At 51.1% G+C, this 22,143-nt stretch carries 17 protein-coding genes; 2 read left to right on the forward strand and 15 right to left on the reverse strand.

Annotated elements, in window-relative coordinates:
- Nucleotides 1–131: 131 nt before the first annotated feature.
- The gene (locus ACI2I2_RS21825) at nucleotides 132–1,466 is read right to left on the reverse strand and encodes an NCS2 family permease (protein ID WP_404659868.1); all 1,335 of its coding nucleotides are present in this window, start codon (nucleotides 1,464–1,466) and stop codon (nucleotides 132–134) included.
- A gap of 169 nt (nucleotides 1,467–1,635) precedes the next feature.
- On the opposite strand from ACI2I2_RS21825, the gene yieH reads away from it, so the two are divergent.
- Nucleotides 1,636–2,301, forward strand: a complete 666-nt coding sequence (gene yieH / locus ACI2I2_RS21830; RefSeq protein ID WP_404659869.1) for a 6-phosphogluconate phosphatase — start codon at nucleotides 1,636–1,638, stop codon at nucleotides 2,299–2,301.
- 34 nt (nucleotides 2,302–2,335) lie between these two features.
- On the opposite strand, the gene ACI2I2_RS21835 is transcribed toward yieH, so the two are convergent.
- From ACI2I2_RS21835 to pstS, 12 genes are all read right to left on the reverse strand, one after another.
- Nucleotides 2,336–3,088, reverse strand: coding sequence for a GolD/DthD family dehydrogenase (locus tag ACI2I2_RS21835; RefSeq protein WP_404659870.1), 753 nt, complete (start codon nucleotides 3,086–3,088; stop codon nucleotides 2,336–2,338).
- Entirely contained in the window at nucleotides 3,085–4,377 is a 1,293-nt protein-coding gene (locus ACI2I2_RS21840; RefSeq protein WP_404659871.1) for an MFS transporter, read from the reverse strand. Before ACI2I2_RS21840 ends, ACI2I2_RS21835 begins: the two co-directional genes overlap by 4 nt.
- A 269-nt stretch (nucleotides 4,378–4,646) precedes the next feature.
- Nucleotides 4,647–5,819 (reverse strand): alpha/beta hydrolase-fold protein, encoded by a 1,173-nt coding sequence (locus ACI2I2_RS21845; RefSeq protein ID WP_404659872.1) that lies wholly within the window; start codon nucleotides 5,817–5,819, stop codon nucleotides 4,647–4,649.
- A 30-nt stretch (nucleotides 5,820–5,849) separates the two neighbouring features.
- Entirely contained in the window at nucleotides 5,850–7,463 is a 1,614-nt protein-coding gene (locus tag ACI2I2_RS21850) for a carbohydrate porin (protein WP_404659873.1), read from the reverse strand.
- 91 nt (nucleotides 7,464–7,554) lie between these two features.
- A complete protein-coding gene (locus ACI2I2_RS21855) occupies nucleotides 7,555–8,955 on the reverse strand; it encodes a glycoside hydrolase family 1 protein (RefSeq protein WP_404659899.1) in 1,401 nt (466 codons plus the stop codon).
- A gap of 20 nt (nucleotides 8,956–8,975) precedes the next feature.
- Nucleotides 8,976–10,841, reverse strand: coding sequence for a PTS beta-glucoside transporter subunit IIABC (bglF, locus tag ACI2I2_RS21860; RefSeq protein WP_404659874.1), 1,866 nt, complete (start codon nucleotides 10,839–10,841; stop codon nucleotides 8,976–8,978).
- 146 nt (nucleotides 10,842–10,987) lie between these two features.
- Nucleotides 10,988–11,824 carry a transcriptional antiterminator BglG gene (gene bglG, locus ACI2I2_RS21865; RefSeq protein WP_404659900.1) on the reverse strand — a complete coding sequence of 279 codons (837 nt, stop codon included), beginning with the start codon at nucleotides 11,822–11,824 and terminating at the stop codon, nucleotides 10,988–10,990.
- A 274-nt stretch (nucleotides 11,825–12,098) separates the two neighbouring features.
- A complete protein-coding gene (gene phoU / locus ACI2I2_RS21870; RefSeq protein ID WP_097162475.1) occupies nucleotides 12,099–12,824 on the reverse strand; it encodes a phosphate signaling complex protein PhoU in 726 nt (241 codons plus the stop codon).
- A gap of 12 nt (nucleotides 12,825–12,836) precedes the next feature.
- On the reverse strand, nucleotides 12,837–13,610 hold the full coding sequence (pstB, locus tag ACI2I2_RS21875; protein ID WP_404659901.1) for a phosphate ABC transporter ATP-binding protein PstB: 774 nt from the start codon (nucleotides 13,608–13,610) through the stop codon (nucleotides 12,837–12,839).
- Between the two features lie 137 nt (nucleotides 13,611–13,747).
- The gene (gene pstA / locus ACI2I2_RS21880) at nucleotides 13,748–14,638 is read right to left on the reverse strand and encodes a phosphate ABC transporter permease PstA (protein WP_404659875.1); all 891 of its coding nucleotides are present in this window, start codon (nucleotides 14,636–14,638) and stop codon (nucleotides 13,748–13,750) included.
- The gene (gene pstC / locus ACI2I2_RS21885; protein WP_404659876.1) at nucleotides 14,638–15,597 is read right to left on the reverse strand and encodes a phosphate ABC transporter permease PstC; all 960 of its coding nucleotides are present in this window, start codon (nucleotides 15,595–15,597) and stop codon (nucleotides 14,638–14,640) included. Before pstC ends, pstA begins: the two co-directional genes overlap by 1 nt.
- A gap of 122 nt (nucleotides 15,598–15,719) precedes the next feature.
- A complete protein-coding gene (pstS, locus tag ACI2I2_RS21890; RefSeq protein ID WP_404659877.1) occupies nucleotides 15,720–16,760 on the reverse strand; it encodes a phosphate ABC transporter substrate-binding protein PstS in 1,041 nt (346 codons plus the stop codon).
- Between the two features lie 328 nt (nucleotides 16,761–17,088).
- On the opposite strand from pstS, the gene ACI2I2_RS21895 reads away from it, so the two are divergent.
- Nucleotides 17,089–18,642 carry a methyl-accepting chemotaxis protein gene (locus tag ACI2I2_RS21895; protein WP_404659878.1) on the forward strand — a complete coding sequence of 518 codons (1,554 nt, stop codon included), beginning with the start codon at nucleotides 17,089–17,091 and terminating at the stop codon, nucleotides 18,640–18,642.
- A gap of 39 nt (nucleotides 18,643–18,681) precedes the next feature.
- Here ACI2I2_RS21895 and glmS read toward each other — a convergent pair whose 3' ends face one another.
- Together glmS and glmU are read right to left on the reverse strand one after the other, a co-directional pair.
- The gene (glmS, locus tag ACI2I2_RS21900; RefSeq protein ID WP_404659879.1) at nucleotides 18,682–20,511 is read right to left on the reverse strand and encodes a glutamine--fructose-6-phosphate transaminase (isomerizing); all 1,830 of its coding nucleotides are present in this window, start codon (nucleotides 20,509–20,511) and stop codon (nucleotides 18,682–18,684) included.
- Between the two features lie 225 nt (nucleotides 20,512–20,736).
- On the reverse strand, nucleotides 20,737–22,107 hold the full coding sequence (gene glmU / locus ACI2I2_RS21905) for a bifunctional UDP-N-acetylglucosamine diphosphorylase/glucosamine-1-phosphate N-acetyltransferase GlmU (protein ID WP_404659880.1): 1,371 nt from the start codon (nucleotides 22,105–22,107) through the stop codon (nucleotides 20,737–20,739).
- Between the last annotated feature and the right edge of the window lie 36 nt (nucleotides 22,108–22,143).

Raw genomic sequence — 22,143 nt, forward strand, 5'->3', positions numbered from 1 at the left:
TCTCTTCTGTTTTGTTAGCGCAACCAGTAGATCACACTTCATCGTGCTTTTCACTTTTGTGGGGATACCTCAGCCCACAGGGAGAGGGAGCAAACCGTAAAGGCCTTCTCTAAAGAAGGCCTTGTTGTTTATTACGCATCAATAAACACAATCTTCAGCACAAACAGCAGCGCTACAACAATCACGCAAGGGCTGAGATCGCGGAAACGACCGGTACCGATTTTCATCACGCAGTAAGAGATGAAGCCCAGCGCGATACCTTCGGTGATAGAGAAGCTGAACGGCATCATCACCGCGGTGATAAAGGCAGGTACTGCTTCTGTCAGGTCATCCCACTTCACGCGAGACAGGCTGGACGTCATCAGCACGCCAACGTAGATAAGCGCGCCAGCAGCGGCATACGGAGGCACCATGCCCGCCAGCGGCGACAGGAAAATCACCAGCAGGAACAGAATACCGACAACCACTGCCGTCAGGCCGGTACGGCCACCAACGGACACACCGGAAGAGGATTCGATGTACGCAGTAACGGAAGACGTACCGATGAAAGAACCGGCTACGGAAGAGATACTGTCGACATACAGTGCCTGCTTCATGCGCGGGAACTTGCCTTTCTCGTCGGTCAGGCCTGCTTTATCCGTTACGCCAATCAGGGTGCCGGAAGAGTCAAACAAGTTGACCAGCATGAAGGAGAAAATCACCCCTGCCAGGCCCAGATTGAAGGAACCCGCCAGATCAACATGACCAATGATGGAGGTGACATCCGGCGGCGTAGACACGATACCGGAATAGTGAACATCGCCCAGCATCCAGCCCAGCAGTGTGGTTACCACAATAGACACCAGCACCGCAGCGTGAATATTGCGAGAAGCCAGAATCGCAATGATAAAGAAGCCCAGCACACCCAGCAGCACGCTGTGGGAGGTCAGGTTACCGATAGCCACCAGCGTCTCTTTGTTGGCAACAATCACCCCGGCATTCTTCAGGCCCATCATGCCGATGAACAGCCCAATACCGCTGGTGATGCCGACGCGCAGGCTGACCGGAATGTTGGCAATCATCCAGTAACGCACACGGAAAATGGTCAGCAGCAGCAGACCCACGGCGCCCCAGAAAATCGCGCCCATGCCCACTTGCCATGGCAGACCCATCGCTTGCACAACCACGAACGCGAAGAAGGCGTTGAGGCCCATCGCAGGGGCCAGAGCAACCGGCAGGTTAGCAAACAGACCCATCATGATGCTGCCAAGAGCGGCAATCAGACAGGTGGTGACGAAGACGGCGCTGGTATCCATGCCAGCCACGCCCAGAATTTGCGGGTTCACAAAAACGATGTAAACCATCGTCAGGAAGGTGGTAAAACCGGCGATAACCTCGGTGCGTGCCGAAGTTCCATGCTCACGCAGTTTAAACACGCGCTCAAGCAGACCCTGACCCGACGTCTGGGTTGATTGTTGTTGGCTCATCTTCTGGTTCCAAACAAAGGAGGGGAAAATTCGTCGCTATCCTATACCAAAATGCGACAATAGGCAGGTGTAAGACACACTTTTTTTCATTGATTTTGCTTATACGGCAACGATTGCGTCGGGCAAAAATGATTACGTAAACGTTAAACTTGTTATGACAGGAAACGGCATGTCCAGTATTGAGGCGATTTTTTTCGACTGCGATGGCACCCTGGTCGACAGTGAAGTGATTTGTTCCCGGGCCTATGTTCACATGTTCCAGGAATTTGGCATCACCCTTGAGCTTGAGGAGATTTTCAAGCGCTTCAAAGGCGTGAAGCTGTACGAGATTATCGACACCATCAATGTGGAGTACGGTGTTGATTTGCCGAAAGAGAAGCTTGAGCCGGTCTATCGCGCAGAAGTGGCTCGTTTGTTTGATACCGAACTGGAAGTGATTGCAGGCGCGAATGCCCTGCTGGACTCAGTTACCGTACCGATGTGCGTGGTCTCAAACGGCCCGGTCAGTAAGATGCAGCATTCGCTCGGTAAAACCGGCATGTTGCACCACTTCCCGGAAAAGCTGTTCAGTGGCTACGATATCCAGCGCTGGAAACCCGATCCGGCACTGATGTATCACGCCGCAAAAGCGATGAATGTCGCCCCGGAAAACTGCGTGCTGGTGGATGATTCCAACGCTGGAGCCATGTCCGGCGTGGCGGCGGGAATGGAAGTCTTTTACTTCTGTGCCGATCCGCACAACCAGCCGATCGACCACCCAAAAGTGACAACCTTTACGTCATTGGATGAACTTCCAGCGCTGTGGAAAGCTCGCGGCTGGCAGGTCACACAATAACAAAACAGCCCGGTATTCAGCCGGGCTTTGTCACTTATACGATGGTGTAACCGCCATCAATTACCAGGTTTTCACCGGTAATCATCGCGGCCTTATCGCTGGCCAGATAAGCCACTGCCGCCGCAATTTCATCCGGCATAGCAAAGCGCCCGGCTGGAATTTTGGCTTTCATGTCAGTGGCCCTTTCCCCTTGCCAGTAGCGTTTACCCAACTCGGTTTCCACCACGGTCGGCGAAATGGTATTCACGGTGATGCCATGTTTTCCCCATTCTGCGGCCATCACTTTCGACGCAATCACCAGACCGGCTTTACTGGTGCAATACGCTGCATGGTTTTCCAGGGCAATCACGCTGGCCTGTGATGCGATGCTGATAATACGGCCACTGCCCTGAGCAATCATGTAGTGCCCTGCGGCCTGTGCCAGGAAGTACGGGGCGGTAAGATTGACCAGCAGTGTCGCATCCCAGCTTTCTTTCTTCACCTCTGAGGCCGCTTCCAGAATGCCAATCCCGGCGTTATTCACCAGCACATCGATGCGCCCGAAGCGATCCACAACCTGTTTGACTAACGACGGGATCGCATCGATATCAGCGAGATCGGCCGAAATACCGAACGTTTCCCCGGCCATCGCTTTTGCCTGCTCTACCACCTGCGGGTTTTTATCGACCATCACCACGGTTGCGCCGAATTCACGCATCAGTTCGGTAATGGCGAGCCCAATGCCTGCCGACGCACCCGTCACCATGACCACTTTCCCGTTAATGCCAAAGAATTCATTCATGTTCATTTTTCGTCCTTAAGAGAGCGTGCAGTGAGTTGAGGGTTACGAATAAACCAGGTGAGAACACCGCCGAGAAAATAAAGAGCGGAGTAACAAATCACCACGGTTTTGATGTCAAAAGAAGCGCTAAACAGCAGGGTCGCAATGGCTGGGCCGATGAAGTTGCCGATACCTCCGCCCAGGTTTTGCACGGAGATTGCCGCCCCTTTGTGGTCGGGTGCGAGCATCGGGAAAATGGCCCCCATCGGCACAAATGAGGTGATTGTAAAAGCCAGCAGCAAGGCAAAAAAGATAGCCATTCCCAGATTGGCCGGGAAATAGAGCGGCATAAAATAAAACAGCAGTGTGGTCACCGTACAGCCGAAGAACCCGACCCAGCGCATCTGGAATAGCCAGCCAATCCTGTCGCCAATAATGCCCCACAACACGTTAGTGACGGGCTGCACGAGGAAGAAGATTCCCCAGATTCGCATCCACTGTTCTGAGGTAAACCCCACCCCTGCCGAGGTGTAATGCAGCGGCATGAAAATTGGGAAACCAAACAACGCCAGGTTACAAAGAATACGAATGACTAACGCCAGGAACATGCTTCGGTCCTGAAAAATAAGCGTGACGCCACGGCTAATTTCCAGCAGCTTTTCGGCCATCGGAATGGCTGATTTATTTTTCGAAGGCAATTCTTTAAGCGTAAATAACGCCACAAGCCCACCAACAATAACCCACGCGAGCGACATCCAGAGTGTGGCAATAAATCCCATCAGCGGAATGGTGACGCTGGGTAAAAAGGAAGCCACAATCCCGTAGCCAATCGTGAACATCGACCAGATCCAGCCGGTGGCAGAAGCCAGACGATGCGAAGGGGTGCGCTGCACCACCAGCACATAAAACGCATAAAAGAACAGCGGATAAGCAAAACCACGCAGTGCGTAGAAAACGAGAATAAGCGGATAGTTTTTAGCCGCGAGGCCAAAGTGGATAAACAACACGTGGAAAACAGCCCACCAGACCACGCCCAATGCCATAATCTTCTTAGGACCGTAAATTTCACTGATCCCACCGGACAGCCAGCTAGCGATCGCCGCGGTGACGGCGTACACCGTGAAAATCATGGCGCTTTGAGAAACATCAAAACCGATATCAATGATGTATTTAGAGAGGAAAGCTAACTCGACACCATCACCTGTCATAAAAATGGCGATGGCAATATAACCCCAGAAAAGTTTAACCGGCATCCCAAAAACAACCTTTGAGAGCTCGGACGACGACTCCGTGACGATGGATGATTGTATTGTCATTTCCGTTGATTCCTGATCGTAAGAACGACTGAGAAGGAGTAACGCAAATGCAGTATAAAAAACAGACAGCGTAAAACCTTTAATTTACTGCCAATGAAGCGTAAAACCTGGCAGCTATAAAGTATTACTTAAGGGAGTGTTCACAGATTGACGATTTTCACTTTGTTACCTGTGACTTTTATAATTCACCTAACAAATAAAAAAATATAATTTAGATATAAAATGTATATTATCAAGCAGGCCAATACAATTGGCCTGCCTGCCTTCTTTTATTTAAATATCTTCTGCACAAAGCTGGCATAGGCTGGACGCCAGACATCCATTTCGTGATTAAGCCCCGGATATTCAACGTAATCAAACCGGATGTGTTTTTGCTCCAACTCAGCTTTCAGACCAGCAATATCTTTGCCAGTCACCTCATCCTTTTCGCCCACCACTACGGTGAAATTACGAAGCTGCTGGTTGATGGCCTGCGGATTGTTAAACTGTGCCGCCACCCCGTTATCCTGAACCGTGGTGGTCGTTACACCACTAAAGGTGGCTAACCAGCCGAAGCTCTCAAGATGATTCATCCCTGAAACCAGCGCCTGATAGCCGCCCTGTGACAGACCCGCTAACGCCCGCCCATCAGCATCTTTTCGCACAGTAAATTTTTTATTGATCAAAGGGATAATGTCATTCATCAATTCCCGATCCACCGCTTTAGCATTCAGCGCATAAAACGCTTTTCGACGGTCTTTCGGCACAAAATTTTCGGGGATTGCTTCCGGAATATCGGCCTCGGTATCAGGCACGACGACCAGCATCGGTTTGATTTTTCCTTCAGCCAGTAAGTTGTCCATTACTTGAGGGATACGCCCTTGATCGATAGCAGAGCGCCCGGTATCACCAAAGCCATGATAGAAATAGAGCACCGGCAAGGCTTCAGATTTCGAGGTATATCCCGGCGGTGTCCAGACGAATATCTGACGTTCAGAGGCCAATGCTTTTGAGTGGTACGTGAGGGTAATCAAATCACCATGAGGCACGGCGCGGGTATCAAGAATGCTTCCCGGCACCAGAACCATACTGGTGTTCACCTGGCGCTGCGGCTTGGTCATCGCCGTGCCGGTATCAATACTCCGCACGCCATCGACATTAAAATAGTATTCATAGAGATTGGGCTTCAAGACCGGACCACGCCAGCTCCAGACTCCAGATGCGTCTTTGGTCATTGTGTGAACGGCTTCAGGCACAGGAATGGAGCCCGTCACGACCGAAACGTTTTTGGCCTCGGGCGCAAAGAAACGGTAAGTCACGCTATTGTCTTCATTCACCCGTGAAACATACTGGCTCACAGGCACGGAGGGATCGGGGCTGGCGGGTAATGCCGCCGCCAACGCATTTTGCCCCATAAAAACACTGGCTATAAACAGAGACAGGTAAGCAGTTTTACGATTCATCGTTAAGTCCTTTTTAAAATTATCAGTGGGTTACCACCAGATCTCAGCTTGCGCACCAATCGCAAACTGATCGTCTTTTTCATCTTCAAAGGCAAACTGATCTAATTCATTTTCCAGCGCTTTAATGTAGGTGGCATAGAATCGAATTTCCGGGCGCGACGTCAACATACTGGTATTGACTTTAAAGGTGTGGAATAACGTCGTTTTAAATCCGGATTCGTTGTATTTATCCCCCTTCACATCTTTATTTTGTTGGGTAAAGTAGCCCAGTTCGACGCCCGTCTGGTTGTATTTATCCCAGATATAGGCCGGACGAACCACTGCACGAATAGATTCAAAGTCTGAATGCGAACCGGTTTCATAGCTGTAAATGTCGTTCCCAAAGGAATAAACCAGCGCGTTCGCCACGATAAAGTGGTCCCCAACATACGCTTCCCCCTGAGAGGTTAAGCGTACAGCCTTGCCATCAGTATGATCGCCATAATAACGCCCATTAAATGTCGTGAATGGGCTGGCACCGGCATATCGGCCAAAGTTACTGGCAATCGAGTTGTTGGCCATCAGGAAGGAAAACTCGTTGAATCCGCCCGCATCAAATTTCTGCGTCAGCGCGGTACCCACCATCCAGGTATCTTTCCATTGATAATAACCATTGTTATCCTGGTTATATTTTTCAGATGAACTTTCATTACCGGCGACATAACGCCCGGAGACCATCAGCGACGCGTTATCCCACAATGGGATATCTTTGTAGCGAACATCAAGGGTGTTGGTATTAATTTGCTGTTTGTTTTCCAGACTGCGGTCGTAGTCATCGATGTCTTCCCGCACCAGGGCGATATCAATTTTACCCGGCCCCACTTTCCAGTTTTCGATGCCCACGCCCGCCGCGGCATCGGTACGCTGCGTTTTCCAGTCCAGCATCTGGATTTCAATTTTTGGTGCACCATGTTTACCAACCCAGAAATCTGCATCGGGTGCGAAAGGTAAGAATCCCTTCGTGGTGACATAGAGATCAGAGAACTGCATGTAGTTCTCGTTATTCGCATTATCGCCAAACCACCCCGTGGAATACTGCTGCCCAACGTTACCATCCAGCATGACGACAGCATCAACACGTTTTTCGCCATCGTCATACACACGTTGTTTGAACTGTAAATCGAACCAGCCCGAATACTCATTCCCCATACGGCCAAGCGAACCGATGGCCCAGGATTTGGGCGCTCCATGAGAGGCTGTTCCCCAACCTGAGCGATAATAGCCGCTGTAGCTAAAGCCGATTTCATCTTTGATAAACTTGCTGATATCTTTCAGGGTCATTGAGGAATAGACCGCTTCATTACCGTTAGCACTTTTTTCTGTATTCTTTACGACAAGCGCTTCTGGTTTCTGTGAGGCTTTTGGTTGGCTGGCAGCCTCCATTGCGTTGGTTTTCGTTGAAACTTGTGCTGACGCATCGTGAACCCAGAGCGACCTTCTTTTACTCTCTTCTTCTTTATATTTTTTAAGTTCCAGTTGAGTTTGCCTGAGTTCTTTTTCCAGCAATTCAAATCGCTGCTCCACCGTCATGGGCTCAGCATTCACAGAAAAAGAAAACGGCACCATCAAAAACAGGGCAGAGGTTATGATATTTTTTCTGAACATAATATCCCTATAGCATTTAAAAGATAAAGGAAATCCGACCGCATAAATCAGCGCTTATGCGGTTTTGTAAAGTAATCAGGATTGGTTTTTATTATTTCAGTTGTTGTAGTGACAACCCCCTTGTGCGAATCACTTCGGCATACCAGTAAAAACTGTCTTTACGAATACGGGATAAAGAACCGTGGCCATCATCATCACGATCGACATAAATATAACCATAACGTTTAGACATTTGCGCGTGAGAGGCACTGACGAGATCAATGGGACCCCAGCTCGTATAGCCGAGAATATCAACGCCATCTTCAATCGCTTCACGGACTTGTACCAGATGATCGTTCAAATAGTGAATTCGATAATCGTCATGAATTTTGCCATTCGCATCAACACGGTCTTTTGCGCCCAATCCATTTTCCACAATGAACAGCGGTTTTTGATAACGATCCCATAGCTCATTAAGCAGGATTCGTAATCCCGTTGGATCAATTTGCCAGCCCCATTCAGAACTCTCCAGATGAGGATTTGGCAGCATATTGAGAATATTGCCCTGAATTTTATTATTGATGGTTTCATCATGCGAAACGCATCCCGTCAGGTAATAGCTAAAAGAAATAAAATCGACAGTGTGCGATAAATCCTTTTGGTCCTGATCGGTCATATCAATCTGAATATTATGCTCGCGGAAAAAACGCAGCATATAACCAGGATACGAACCACGCGCCTGAACATCACCAAAAAACAACCAGCTGCGATTTTCCTGCATAGCCTGCAATATATCGCCAGGATGGCAGCTCAGCGGGTAAACCAGGCCCCCTAACAACATATTGCCGATTCTGGCATCCGGGATTATCTCGTGACAGGCCGCAACCGCTCGCGCGCTTGCCACCAACTGGTGATGGATCGCCTGATAAATGTCAGCTTTTTCACTCTGTTCAGGCAGGCCGACGCCAGTATATGGGGCGTGCAGGGACATATTGATTTCGTTGAACGTCAGCCACAATTTGACCTTGTGCTGATAACGCGTAAACACCGTCTTCGCGTAATGCTCAAAGTGCTCAATAACCTTTCGGCTTCCCCATCCGCCGTAGCGTTTCACCAGGTCATAGGGCATTTCGTAGTGGGAGAGCGTCACCAGCGGCTGAATATTGGCTGCGGCCAGCTCATCAAACAACCGATCGTAAAACGCTAAACCCGATTCGTTTGCCTCGCGTTCATCACCCGAAGGAAAGATTCGTGTCCACGCAATCGAGACGCGCAGGCAGGTAAATCCCATTTCAGCAAACAGCGCTATGTCGTCGGGGTAGCGATGATAAAAATCAATCGCGGTATCTTTTAGATTTTCTTTGCCAGGAATACGCTCCTCCATTTTCCCCATAACACCGTTGGGCTGAACGTCAGAGGTTGAAATCCCCTTATTATCGCTCTGCCACCCCCCTTCAATTTGGTTAGCGGCGGTTGCTCCGCCCCATAGAAATGCTTCAGGAAATGCTTTCATCATGGTCTGCCTCATCTGATTTACGGGATAATGGTTAACACTCGGTCTGTGGCTTTTACGGGCTCGTAGCCCACCACCAACACATCCGTGAACTCGTCGCTGTTGCTGACCAACACGGGCGTCGTTAAATCAAAGCCTGCGGCGGTAATGGCTGGGATATCAAAAGTCAGCAGGAGAGCACCGACGTCGACCTGATCACCGACCTGGACATGTGCCTGAAAATATTGACCTTTGAGTTTGATCGTATCGATGCCCACATGGATGAGAACTTCAATACCTTCGTCTGACTGAATACCGATGGCATGCCGGGTTTCAAACAAAGACGCGATTCGGCCCTTTACAGGCGAAAGCACTTTTCCTTCGGTCGGTAAAATGGCAATCCCTTTGCCCAGTAAGCCACTGGCAAACGTCGCATCTGCTGTTTCTGATAAGGGTTTGAGGGTCCCGGTGATGGGGGCATATACCGAGATTTCTTTGAGCCCCTGGTTTCCAGCTAAAGAGATGGCCGGCGTGGCCGCAGCCTCAGGCTCTTTCTTGAAATAATGAAATGCCATCGTTCCTGTGAACGAGAAACCCACCGCAATGGCACATCCGATCACGCTGGCCCACACCGTAGAGTCGATCCCGGCGGGAGGAATGGTTTGCATAAATGTGAAAATACTCGGCATGCCAAAGGAGTACATTTTGGTCTGCGCTAGCCCGGTTAGGACGCCCCCCACAGCCCCACTCAGACAAGCGATGGCAAAAGGATATTTACGCGGCAAATTGACGCCATAAACGGCCGGTTCGGTAATGCCAAAAAGCCCTGTCAGTGCCGCGGAACCTGCCACCACTCTTTTCTGTGCATCGCGCTCACAGAGAAATACCCCCATTGCAGCACCCGCCTGCGCAAGTACGGCAGGCAGTAAGAGCGGCATCATGGTGTCGTAGCCCAATACACTGAAATTATTGATGATTAAAGGCACCAATCCCCAATGAAGGCCAAACATCACGAAAATCTGCCACATCCCTCCCATGACGCCGCCAGCAAGCCAGGGAGAAGCGCTGTACAGATATTGATAAGCCAGCGCCAGCAACTCGCTTAGCCCCATCGATAAAGGCCCAACCGCCAGAAAAGTGAGTGGAGTGATGATCACCAGGCAAAGTAAGGGCGTAAGGAAATTTTTAATCGCTGCGGGTAGCCAGGCGTTGAGTTTTTTCTCCAGGAAACAGCAGACCCAGGCAGAAAAAATGACAGGGATAACCGAGGAGGTGTAGTTGATGAAGGTTATCGGAATACCGAGAAAATGCAGCACCGCCGCATCCGGATTTTGTGCATGTTCAAAGGCACGTAAAACCAGCGGGTGTGTCAATGCACCGCCAATCACCATGGTGATGAAAGGATTACCGCCAAATTTTTTGCCCGCGGTATAGCCTAAAATGATCGGGAAAAAGTAAAACAGCGCATCGCTGGCGCTGAACAGCAGCAGATAGGTTCCACTGTTTTCTGTTGTCCACTGACACGTTAGCGCCAACGCCAGCATGCCCTTTAAGATCCCTGTAGCAGCCATCAGCCCGATAAAAGGGGTAAAGATCCCTGAGATGGTATCGATAAATTGATTAAAGAAGTTATCTTTCGTTTTTCCCTGTTGCGTCTCGCTTTGTCTTCCCCCGGTAATCGACTTCACCGCGGAGAAAACATCCGCCACATGGTTTCCAATCACCACCTGAAACTGACCACCACTTTCCACAACCATGATAATGCCAGCGGTGCTTTTTAACGTTTCCGCCTGCGCCTTGTCCTGATCCTTGAGTTTAAAACGCAGCCGCGTGGCACAGTGAACTAAGCTAATGATATTGTCCTGCCCACCCACACCAGCCACAATTTTTCTGGCTAATTCCTTCATACTTTTTCCTCAACCGTTCCACGGCTATGACCAAAAAAAAACCTGAAGGAAATTGCCTGGGTCTAAGACAATTTCCTTCAGGTTTTGCCCGCGTCATGCGGTAACAATCCTTTATGATGAATGCTTCACTAAACGACTAATATGGCTTAGCGATCCTTTCTGACACGTTCAATATTGATAGCCAGGAACATAATTTCTTCAGTAGTAACTTTTCGGTTGTGGTGCAAACCAATAAAAATAGCTACGCGCTCTGCACATTGCCATGCATCAAAATAGCGGCTTTTCACAGCCTGCTGCAAAATAACATCATCGTTGGCAATAGCATTAAACTCGAGAATGCGATAAGAAAAAAATTTAAGGTGTGTCACTAGCCGTTGATAGCTCAAACTGCTTTCATCATATTCAAGTTTAAAGTGAAATTTAATGAACTGTAATATATCGCGCATAAGCTGTGAGATCCCGGTAACAACGTCCATACTCCCGGACATTTGTGCACTCACAAAATGCATCGCAATAAAACCCACTTCATCTTTTGGCAGCCGAACACCTAATCGTCCTTCAATAATATCTAACGCCTCCTCCCCCAACTGAAACTCTTTAGGGTACAGCCGTTGGATATCCCAGATCAATGCATTGGACAGCGCGATATCCTTAGCATGGCGCTCAAGGGCAAACTGGCAGTGATCGGTAAGCGAGATATAGATGCTGTCCTGGAGTTTCCCCAGTCGGGTTTTCGCCAGTGAGATAATTTTGTCGCAGGTGGTTATTACGTCAAGAGGAATTCGACTAAGCAGTTCACCCAACTTCCCTGTCAGTTCATGGCTGCTTAACACATATTCTTTTTCAATTTTCCCGGAATCAATATAGCCGCCAGACTGTTTTTGAAAACCCAGACCTCGCCCCATCACGACTTTTTCACAGTGATTGTTATCCACAATCACCAGCACATTATTGTTTAATACCTTTGTGATTAACATCATGATGAGCAGGACCTCTTTTGAAAGCAAATAATCCGGTTGCGCCAGATACCGACTGACTCAACCAGGTTTTGCCTGCAAAAGCAGTAACAATCCGGTCATTAAACGGTGAGAGTAAAAGTAAACTATGGGGAGTGTATGCATACAGAAGGGGAAATCAATGAGGGAATTTAAGGAGTGTGATTATCTTCGCTTTTATGCTTTTTGGTGACTATTTTCAGAATAGTGCTGAAATATACATAACCCCAATGATTTATTAATTGGGGTTATGTTTTATCAATCACTCTTTCGGGTCTTTCCCGGCCAGCAGTTTGTCCAGCTCATCACCACCGACGTGACGGAAATCCTGCCCTTTCACGAAGTAGAAGATGTATTCGCAGATATTCTGGCAACGGTCGCCGATACGCTCGATAGAACGGGCGCAGAACAGCGCGGTCAGCACGCTTGGAATGGTGCGGGAGTCTTCCATCATGTAGGTCATCAGCTGACGGACGATGCCTTCATACTCCTGATCCACTTTCTTGTCTTCGCGGTAAATACGCACCGCTTCGTCAAGATCCATACGCGCAAACGCATCCAGTACGTCATGCAGCATCTGTACGGTGTGGCGGCCCAGCGATTCCAGGCTAACCAGTAACGGCTGGTGCTGCTGAGAGAATTTCTCCAGCGCGGTGCGGCAGATTTTGTCTGCGACGTCACCAATACGTTCCAGCTCAGCGATAGTTTTGATGATGGCCATTACCAGACGCAAATCGCTCGCGGTTGGCTGACGTTTTGCGATGATGCGCACACAGGCTTCATCAATCGCCACTTCCATCATGTTGACCTGCTTGTCACCGTCGATAACTCGCTTCGCCAGTTCCTGATCCTGGTTGTGCATAGCGGTGATCGCATCAGAAAGCTGCTGCTCCACCAGCCCGCCCATGGTCATCACCTGAGTGCGGATGTGCTCCAGCTCTGCGTTGAACTGGCCGGAAATGTGTTTGTTGAGGTTAAGATTATCCATGGTTAACTCCGATCAACCGTAGCGGCCAGTAATGTAGTCTTCAGTTTGTTTCTTCGCAGGCTTGGTGAACAGATCGTCCGTGCTGCTGAACTCGATAAGCTCACCGAGATACATAAACGCGGTATGGTCGGAGCAACGCGCCGCCTGCTGCATGTTGTGGGTCACGATAACCACGGTGTAATCCTGTTTCAGCTCAGTGATCAGCTCTTCAATGCGACCCGTGGAAATCGGGTCCAGCGCTGAACAGGGCTCATCCAGCAGCAACACTTCCGGGCGAATCGCAATTCCACGCGCGATGCACAGACGCTGCTGCTGACCGCCAGAGAGAGAATACCCGCTCTGATGCAGCTTATCTTTGGTTTCATTCCATAATGCGGCCTTGGTCAATGCCCACTGCACGCGCTCGTCCATGTCCGCACGGGACAGCTTTTCAAACAGACGCACGCCAAAAGCGATGTTGTCGTAAATCGACATCGGGAACGGCGTCGGCTTCTGGAACACCATCCCGACTTTGGCACGCAGCAGGGCGATATCCTGAGTGTTGGTCAGAATGTTATCGCCATCCAGCAGAATTTCACCTTCCGCACGCTGATCCGGGTACAGCTCAAACATTTTGTTGAACGTACGCAGCAGCGTGGATTTACCACACCCCGACGGACCGATAAACGCCGTCACCTGGTTCTTAGCGATATCCAGGTTGATGTTCTTCAGGGCATGGAACTTGCCGTAGTAGAAGTTCAAATCGCGAACTGAAAGCTTACCCGGGGTCGTCTCAACCATACTCATCTCAATCTCTTCCTCATTCAGCGCCGCATCCGCCACGCTGTAAAAATGAATCATTCATCATGCCTGATGGCGCTACGCTTATCAGGCCTACGGTGTTGCAGGCCGGATAAGGCAGTGATGCCGCCATCCGGCAGTTTTTAACCGTGTTTCTGCTTCGCGAAAATGACGCGTGCCAGAATGTTCAGCAACAATACGCACAGGGTAATGATCAGCACCCCGGCCCAGGCCAGCTGTTGCCATTCGGCAAACGGGCTCATGGCAAATTTGAAAATGGTCACCGGCAGGTTAGCAATCGGCTGCATCATGTCGGTGCTCCAGAACTGGTTGGAGAGCGCGGTAAACAGCAGCGGAGCCGTTTCACCGGCGATACGTGCCACGGCCAACAGCACACCGGTCATGATCCCGGAAATGGACGCTTTCAGCGTGATAGCGGAAATCATCTTCCACTTCGGAGTCCCCAGGGCATAGGCCGCTTCACGCAGATTGTCCGGCACCAGCTTCAGCATGTTCTCAGTGGTACGGATAACAATCGGCACTTGCAGCAGCGCCAGCGCAATCACGCCAGCCCAGCCGGAGAAGTGCTGCATCTGCGCAACAACAATGGTGTAAACGAACAGGCCAACCACAATGGACGGCGCAGAAAGCAGGATATCGTTGATGAAACGAATCACTTCCGCGACCCAGGATTTACGGCCGTATTCCGCCAGATAAATCCCTGCCATGATGCCCAGTGGGGTACCAAATACGGTGGACCACAGAATCAACAAGCCGCTACCGGCCAGGGCATTCGCCAGACCACCACCCGCAGTATTTGGCGGGGGAGTCATTTCGGTGAACAGGGCAATCGACATTCCATCAATGCCGCGAGTCACCGTCGAGAACAAAATCCACACCAGCCAGAACAGGCCAAACGCCATGGTCGCCATCGACAACGTCAGGGCGATACGGTTTTTGAAGCGGCGACGCGCCTGCATTTTGCGGCGGGATTCGATCAGCTCAGGAGTGGTTTGCATTTCAAGCGTAGCCATTAGCGTGCCCCCTCGTTTTTCGCGAGGCGTTTAATCATCAGCTTGGAGATAGCCAGAACGATAAAGGTGATCACGAACAGGATCAGACCCAGTTCCATCAGCGCCGCTACGTGCAGGCCCGACTCGGCTTCTGCAAACTCGTTCGCCAACGCGGAGGTGATGCTGTTGCCCGGCATATACAGCGAAGCGCTGTCGAGCTGGTAGGTGTTACCGATGATAAAGGTCACCGCCATGGTTTCACCCAGCGCACGACCCAGGCCCAGCATGACGCCGCCAATCACCCCATTTTTGGTGAATGGCAGAACGATACGCCAGATAACTTCCCAGGTGGTGCAGCCGATACCGTAGGCCGACTCTTTCATCATCACCGGGGTTTGTTCAAACACATCGCGCATAACCGCGGCGATGTAAGGAATAATCATGATAGCGAGGATAACGCCTGCCGCCAGCAGACCGATACCAAACGCCGGGCCGGAGAAAAGGGCTCCGACAAACGGAATAGCGGAGAGCACGTTGCCCACCGGTTCCTGGAAGTAAGTCGCAAATAACGGCGCGAAAATGAACAAACCCCACATCCCGTACACGATACTCGGGATAGCAGCCAGCAGTTCAATCGCAATACCCAGCGGACGCTTCAGCCAGTTCGGTGCCAGTTCCGTCAGGAACAGGGCAATACCAAAACTGACAGGAACCGCAATCAGCAGAGCAATAATGGAGGTGACGAGCGTGCCATAAATCGGGACAAGGGCACCGTAGATATCATTCGGCGCATCCCACTCTTTGGTCCAGAGGAAGGAAAAACCAAACTTCTGAATGCTCGGCCAGGAGGAAACAATCAGGGAAACGATGATGCCACCCAGCATCAATAGCACAATCAGCGCAGCCAGTTTTACCAGCGCGCCGAAAATGAGGTCACCCTTTTTACCCGGTGGGTTAAATGCAGGCTTGGTTGCAGCCATAAATTACTCTTCAGTTAAGTTACGAATTTGCCCGGTGGCGCTTCCGCTTACCGGGCCTACGGTGTTGGCCGTAGGGCGGGTAAGCGTAAGCGCCACCCGCCATCTTCGTTAAAAATATCCTGTTAGTACAGCGCTTTACCGCTGCTGTCTTTCACGCTGGTCTTCCATGCAGCACGAACCTGCTCAACCACGCTGTCTGGCAGCGAAGCGTAATCCAGTGCGTTCGCTTCTTTGGCACCGTTTTTATAGGCCCAGTCGAAGAACTTCAGCACTTCGGTACCCTGCTCAGGCTTAGCCTGCTCTTTGTGGACCAGGATGAAGGTGGTGGAAGTGATTGGCCACACGTCATCGCCTTTCTGGTTAGTCAGGTCCTGAGCGAAAGATTTGCTCCAGTCCGCACCTTTCGCCGCGTTAGCGAAGCTTTCTTCCGTTGGGCTAACGGCTTTGCCGTCGGCAGAAACCAGCCTGGTGTAAGCCAGATTGTTCTGCTTAGCGTAAGCGTATTCAACATAACCGATGGAACCCGGCAGACGCTGAACGAAGGCCGCGATGCCATCGTTACCTTTACCGCCCAGACCGGTCGGCCAGTTCACAGTAGAGCCCGCGCCGATTTTGGATTTCCACTCATCGTTGACTTTAGCCAGGTAGCTGGTGAACACGAAGGAAGTACCGGAACCATCAGCACGACGCACAACGGCGATGTTCTGAGAAGGCAGTTTCTTGCCTGGGTTCAGCTTAGCAATCGCTTCGTCGTCCCACTTTTTGATTTTGCCCAGATAGATGTCACCCAGGGTTTTACCGTCCAGCACCAGCTCACCGGATTTGAAGCCCGGCAGGTTAACCGCCAGTACGACACCGCCGATGACAGTTGGGAACTGGAACAGACCTTCCTGAACCAGCTTGTCGTCAGACAGCGGGGCATCAGAAGCGCCGAAATCCACAGTTTTAGCGGTAATCTGCTTAACACCGCCGGAAGAGCCGATACCCTGATAGTTGACCTTGTTACCGGTCTCTTTCTGGTAGGTATCTGCCCATTTGGCATACACCGGCGCAGGGAAGGTTGCACCAGCGCCAGTCAGGCTTGCTGCTGCGAATGCAGAGAAAGCGCTCATCGATAAGGTCGCGGCGACAACAGTTGCGACAGTGGTACGCATAACTTTCATAATGTCTCCTGCAGGATTTCGTAAATCGTTGTTTAAGTGGCTACGTTGAGCAAAATAGGACAAACAGGTGACAGTTAAATGTACGAATTATGACAGTTTTATGACATGGAAAGTTTGGGTTAAATAAAATCGAAATAACCAAGTGATATCATCACGTTACAAAACATTATGACGCTAAGTTTTCAGTTAAATTTTCTTTTTGTGACACTGCAAACGTTAGCTGAAAATGACAGTTTGTCATCTTTATGATGGTGAAAAAATCGGCTTTAGTTTCTGGTGAAACCTCCGATGTTGTTAGTAAAACCACAACATTTAAGGGAAGAAACTCGTGCTAAAAAACATTCGCGTCGTGACTGGGATCGTTATCGTGCTGACTCTGTTCTGCACACTGCAGCTCGTCACTGGCGGTCTTTTCTATTCTGCCGTTGATGATGACAGACAAAATTTCCAGAAATCTGACATCCTCAATTCACAGCTGGAAAACCTGAGCGACAGCGTAAGCACGCTGATTAAAACCCGTGTCACGGTCACGCGCGTCGCCATTCGTTTTCTGAAAGAACAGCGCGACCCTGATTCCCTGCGTGCTATTGATGAATTACTCAAAAGCGCATCCGCTTCTCTTACTACTGCTGACACCATGTTCAGCCGGTACAAAAGCCTGCCGCTGGTTGATGGACAAAAACAGCAGCTCGCCACCGAGATGGAAAAAACCTATCGTCAAATGGCCGAGCTGTTAAAACTCTCCATCACTTACCTGCAGCAAAATAACTATGCGGCTTATGGCAATCTGGATGCGCAGCAGGCGCAAGATGCCATTGAAGCGAGCTACCATCACTGGCGAACGGAAAACACCTCACTGCTGCATGCCGCCACAGAACTGAACCTCAAAGCCTTTAGCCAGATGCAGTGGACGCTGGCGGCAATTTTACTGACCGTGCTGGCGACGCTCGTCTTCGTCTGGGCAGGCTTACGAAATCTGCTGCTTGAACCGCTAAAAGCGGTGGTAGAACACATTCGTATCATCGCCAGCGGCGATCTCTCCCACCCAAACACCGCCCAGGGCTGCCTTGAGATTAATCATCTGGTGGAAAACCTGAATCATATGCAGCAATCACTGACCCAAACGGTCACCACTGTACGTAACGGTTCAGACACGATTTATATTGGCGCCAGCGAAATCGCTTCAGGTAATAACAACCTGTCATCCCGTACCGAAGAACAAGCCGCCTCGCTGGAACAGACTGCCGCCAGCATGGAGCAGCTCACCGCGACCGTAAAACAGAATACCGATAATGCTCGCCAGGCCGCTCAGCTTGCGGGAAATGCTTCAGAAACGGCTGCGCTTGGCGGGCAGGCAGTTGATAACGTCGTAGGCACCATGCAGAAAATTGCCGAAAGCTCTCAGCAAATCGCACATATCACCAGCGTTATCGACGGCATCGCCTTCCAGACCAATATTCTGGCGCTGAATGCTGCCGTTGAAGCTGCACGAGCGGGCGAACAAGGGCGTGGGTTTGCGGTTGTCGCGGGTGAAGTTCGTACGCTGGCAAGCCGCAGCGCACATGCCGCAAAAGAGATTAAGGGCTTGATTGAAACATCCGTCAGCCAGGTCAGCACGGGCTCACAACAAGTGTCTGATGCCGGCGAAACCATGAAAGAGATTGTCAGCGCCGTTTCGCGAGTCACGGACATCATGGGGGAAATTACGACGGCGTCTGAAGAACAAAGCCGCGGTATCGAACAGGTTAGCCTTGCGGTGACGCAGATGGAAAGCGTGACGCAGCAAAACGCCCAGCTGGTGGAACAGTCGGCGACAGCTTCGGCTTCTCTGGAGGAACAAGCGGAACAACTGCGGCTGGCAGTCGCTACATTCCGTATCTAAGAAGAGATCGGGCTCTGCATTATGCAGAGCCCGTGAGGATTACTCGACAGTCACCGATTTTGCCAGGTTGCGCGGCTGGTCTACGTCAGTGCCTTTAATCAGCGCGACGTGATAGGCCAGCAATTGCAGTGGCACGGTGTAGAAGATTGGGGCGATAACTTCTTCAACATGCGGCATCTCGATGATGTGCATGTTGTCGCTGCTGGTAAAACCGGCATCCTGATCAGCGAAGACATACAGCACGCCGCCACGGGCGCGGACTTCTTCAATGTTGGATTTCAGTTTTTCTAACAGCTCGTTATTTGGCGCCACCACAATCACCGGCATGTCGGCATCAATCAACGCCAGTGGACCGTGTTTGAGTTCACCTGCGGCATACGCTTCCGCGTGAATGTAGGAGATCTCTTTGAGCTTCAGCGCGCCTTCAAGGGCAATCGGGTACTGATCGCCACGGCCAAGGAACAGCGCGTGATGCTTGTCGGAGAAATCCTCCGCCAGCGCTTCAATGCGCTTATCCTGCGAGAGCATCTGCTCGATACGGCTTGGCAGGGCCTGCAGACCGTGAACGATGTCCTGCTCAATCGAGGCATCCTGACCTTTCAGATTGGCCAGTTTCGCCACCAGCATCAGCAACACGGTTAATTGTGTGGTGAACGCTTTGGTTGAGGCGACACCGATTTCAGTGCCTGCTTTGGTCATCAGCGCCAGATCGGATTCACGCACCAGCGAGGAGCCCGGCACGTTACAAATCGCCAGTGATCCAAGGTATCCGAGCTCTTTAGACAAACGCAGAGCCGCCAGCGTATCTGCCGTTTCGCCAGACTGCGAAAGGGTGATCATCAGGCTGTTGCGACGCACGGCAGATTTGCGGTAGCGGAATTCGGATGCGATTTCGACATCGCACGGCACGCCAGCCAAAGATTCGAACCAGTAACGGGAAACCATCCCTGAATTGTAGGACGTCCCGCAGGCAACAATCTGAATATGCTCAACTTTTGAAAGCATTTCATTGGCGTTCGCGCCAAGCTCGCTGAGATCGACCAGGCCGTGGCTGATACGCCCGCTCAGGGTGTTTTTGATCGCATTCGGCTGTTCGTAGATCTCTTTCTGCATGTAGTGACGGTAGATGCCTTTGTCGCCCGCGTCATACTGCAGATTCGATTCGATGTCCGGGCGTTTTACCTGTTCGCCGGATTTGGCAAACACGGTCACGCTGCGGCGAGTCACTTCAGCAATATCGCCTTCTTCCAGGAAGATAAAGCGACGAGTGACGGGCAACAATGCCAGCTGATCGGAAGCGATAAAGTTCTCACCCATCCCTAAACCAATCACCAGCGGGCTGCCTGAACGAGCGGCCAGCAGGGTATCCGGATGGCGGGTGTCCATCACCACGGTTCCGTAAGCGCCACGCAGTTGTGGGATCGCGCGCAGTACAGCTTCACGCAATGTTCCACCCTGCTCCAGCTCCCAGTGAACCAGGTGAGCAATCACTTCGGTGTCAGTTTCGGAGGCAAACACGTAGCCACGGGACTGCAGCAGTTCGCGCAGCGGTTCGTGGTTTTCGATGATGCCGTTATGCACCACAACAATGTGGTCGGAAACATGAGGATGGGCGTTGCCTTCAGACGGCTCGCCATGGGTTGCCCAGCGCGTGTGCGCAATACCGGTGCCGCCGTGGAGAGGCTGTTCCTCTGCCGCTGCGGACAGCATTTGTACTTTACCGAGGCGACGCAGACGGGTCATGTGCCCTTCGTTGTCGACCACTGCCAGACCGGCAGAGTCATAACCACGGTATTCCAGACGACGAAGCCCTTCGAGAAGGATTTCAGCAATATCACGCTGCGCGACTGCGCCAACAATTCCACACATAGTTAGATTTCCTGAATTGGCATAATGCCATGCGTTGTCGCTGACCTGTGTTTTCCGGTTTTTCCGGAGCCCCGAGCCTTGTAGAGAGTGGGGTTATTTTTATGGGTAGTGCTATTTGGGCGGAGGATTATGTTATCCCCTCACCCTGTTTGCCCGATGGCGGCTACGCCTTATCAGGCCTACAAATCTGTGGGGCGGGTCAGCGAAGCGCCACCCGCCACTTTTTTACTTCTTCTTCACCGGACGCTGCCAGCCCTGCTTATGAACCTGCGGCACACGGCTTAAAACCAGTTCATTATCCGCAACGTTGCGTGTCACCGTTGTGCCCGCAGCAATGGTTACGCCTTTACCGATGGTGACCGGAGCCACCAGCTGTGAATCCGAGCCAACAAACACATCATCGCCGATGATGGTTTTGAATTTGTTCGCGCCATCGTAGTTGCAGGTAATAGTGCCTGCGCCGATATTCACGTTATCGCCAATTTCCGCATCACCGAGATAGCTCAAATGGCCGGCTTTAGAGCCTTTGCCGAGACGCGCTTTTTTCATCTCAACGAAGTTGCCGACGTGCGCGCCTTCCAGCAGTTCAGCGCCAGGACGCAGACGAGCAAACGGTCCAATCGTACAGGCTGCTTCGAGATGAGCATCTTCCACCACGGAATACGGGCTGATTTCGCAGTCATCGCCAATCACGCTGTTTTTAATCACACAGCCAGTACCAATTTTCACGCGGTGACCGAGTGTGACGTTACCTTCAACGATAACGTTAGTATCAATTTCGACGTCACGCCCGTGTGTCAGGCTGCCACGCAAATCAAAACGCGCCGGGTCGCGCAGCATTACGCCCGCCAACAGCAGTTTGTCTGCTTGCTCGCTCTGATACACACGCTCCAGACGGGAAAGTTGAAGACGGTTGTTCACACCTTCAACTTCACTCAGACGATCCGGATGAACGGCGGCAATTTCACGCCCTTCCTGGTACGCCATCGCGATGATGTCTGTAATATAGAATTCGCCCTGCGCGTTGTTGTTATCGAGCTTGCCGAGCCAGCGCTTCAGGTCTGCTCCACCTGCAATCAGGATACCGGTGTTGATTTCCTGAATCTGGCGCTGTTCGTCAGTCGCATCTTTATGCTCAACGATGCCCGTCACTTTGCCGTTTTCACGGGTGATGCGGCCATATCCGCTAGGATCATCCAGTTTGACCGTTAGCAAACCGATGCCGCCCTGCGGCCTGGCTGCACGCAGACGTTCGAGCGTTTCAACGGAGATCAGCGGTACGTCGCCGTACAGCATCATGATGTCTTCATCGTCGGCGAAGAACGGAGCTGCTTGCTGCATTGCATGGCCCGTACCGAGCTGTTCAGCCTGAAGGACCCAATTCAGGTTGCCTTCTGTCAGGGTCTGCTTCAGTAAATCGCCGCCGTGACCATAAACCAGGTGAACCTGCGAAGCGCCTAAATCATCAGCTGCATCAATAACATGTTGCACCATCGGCTTGCCTGCCAACGTGTGCAGCACTTTTGGGAGATCGGAATACATGCGAGTACCTTTGCCAGCGGCAAGGATTACTACGCTCATCGCACTGTTTGACATACGCATCCTGACAGTAGTTTGAGTGGGAAGTTAAAA

It is taken from the genome of Scandinavium sp. NPDC088450 (assembly GCF_044900545.1).
In the GTDB taxonomy this organism is placed as follows: domain Bacteria; phylum Pseudomonadota; class Gammaproteobacteria; order Enterobacterales; family Enterobacteriaceae; genus Scandinavium.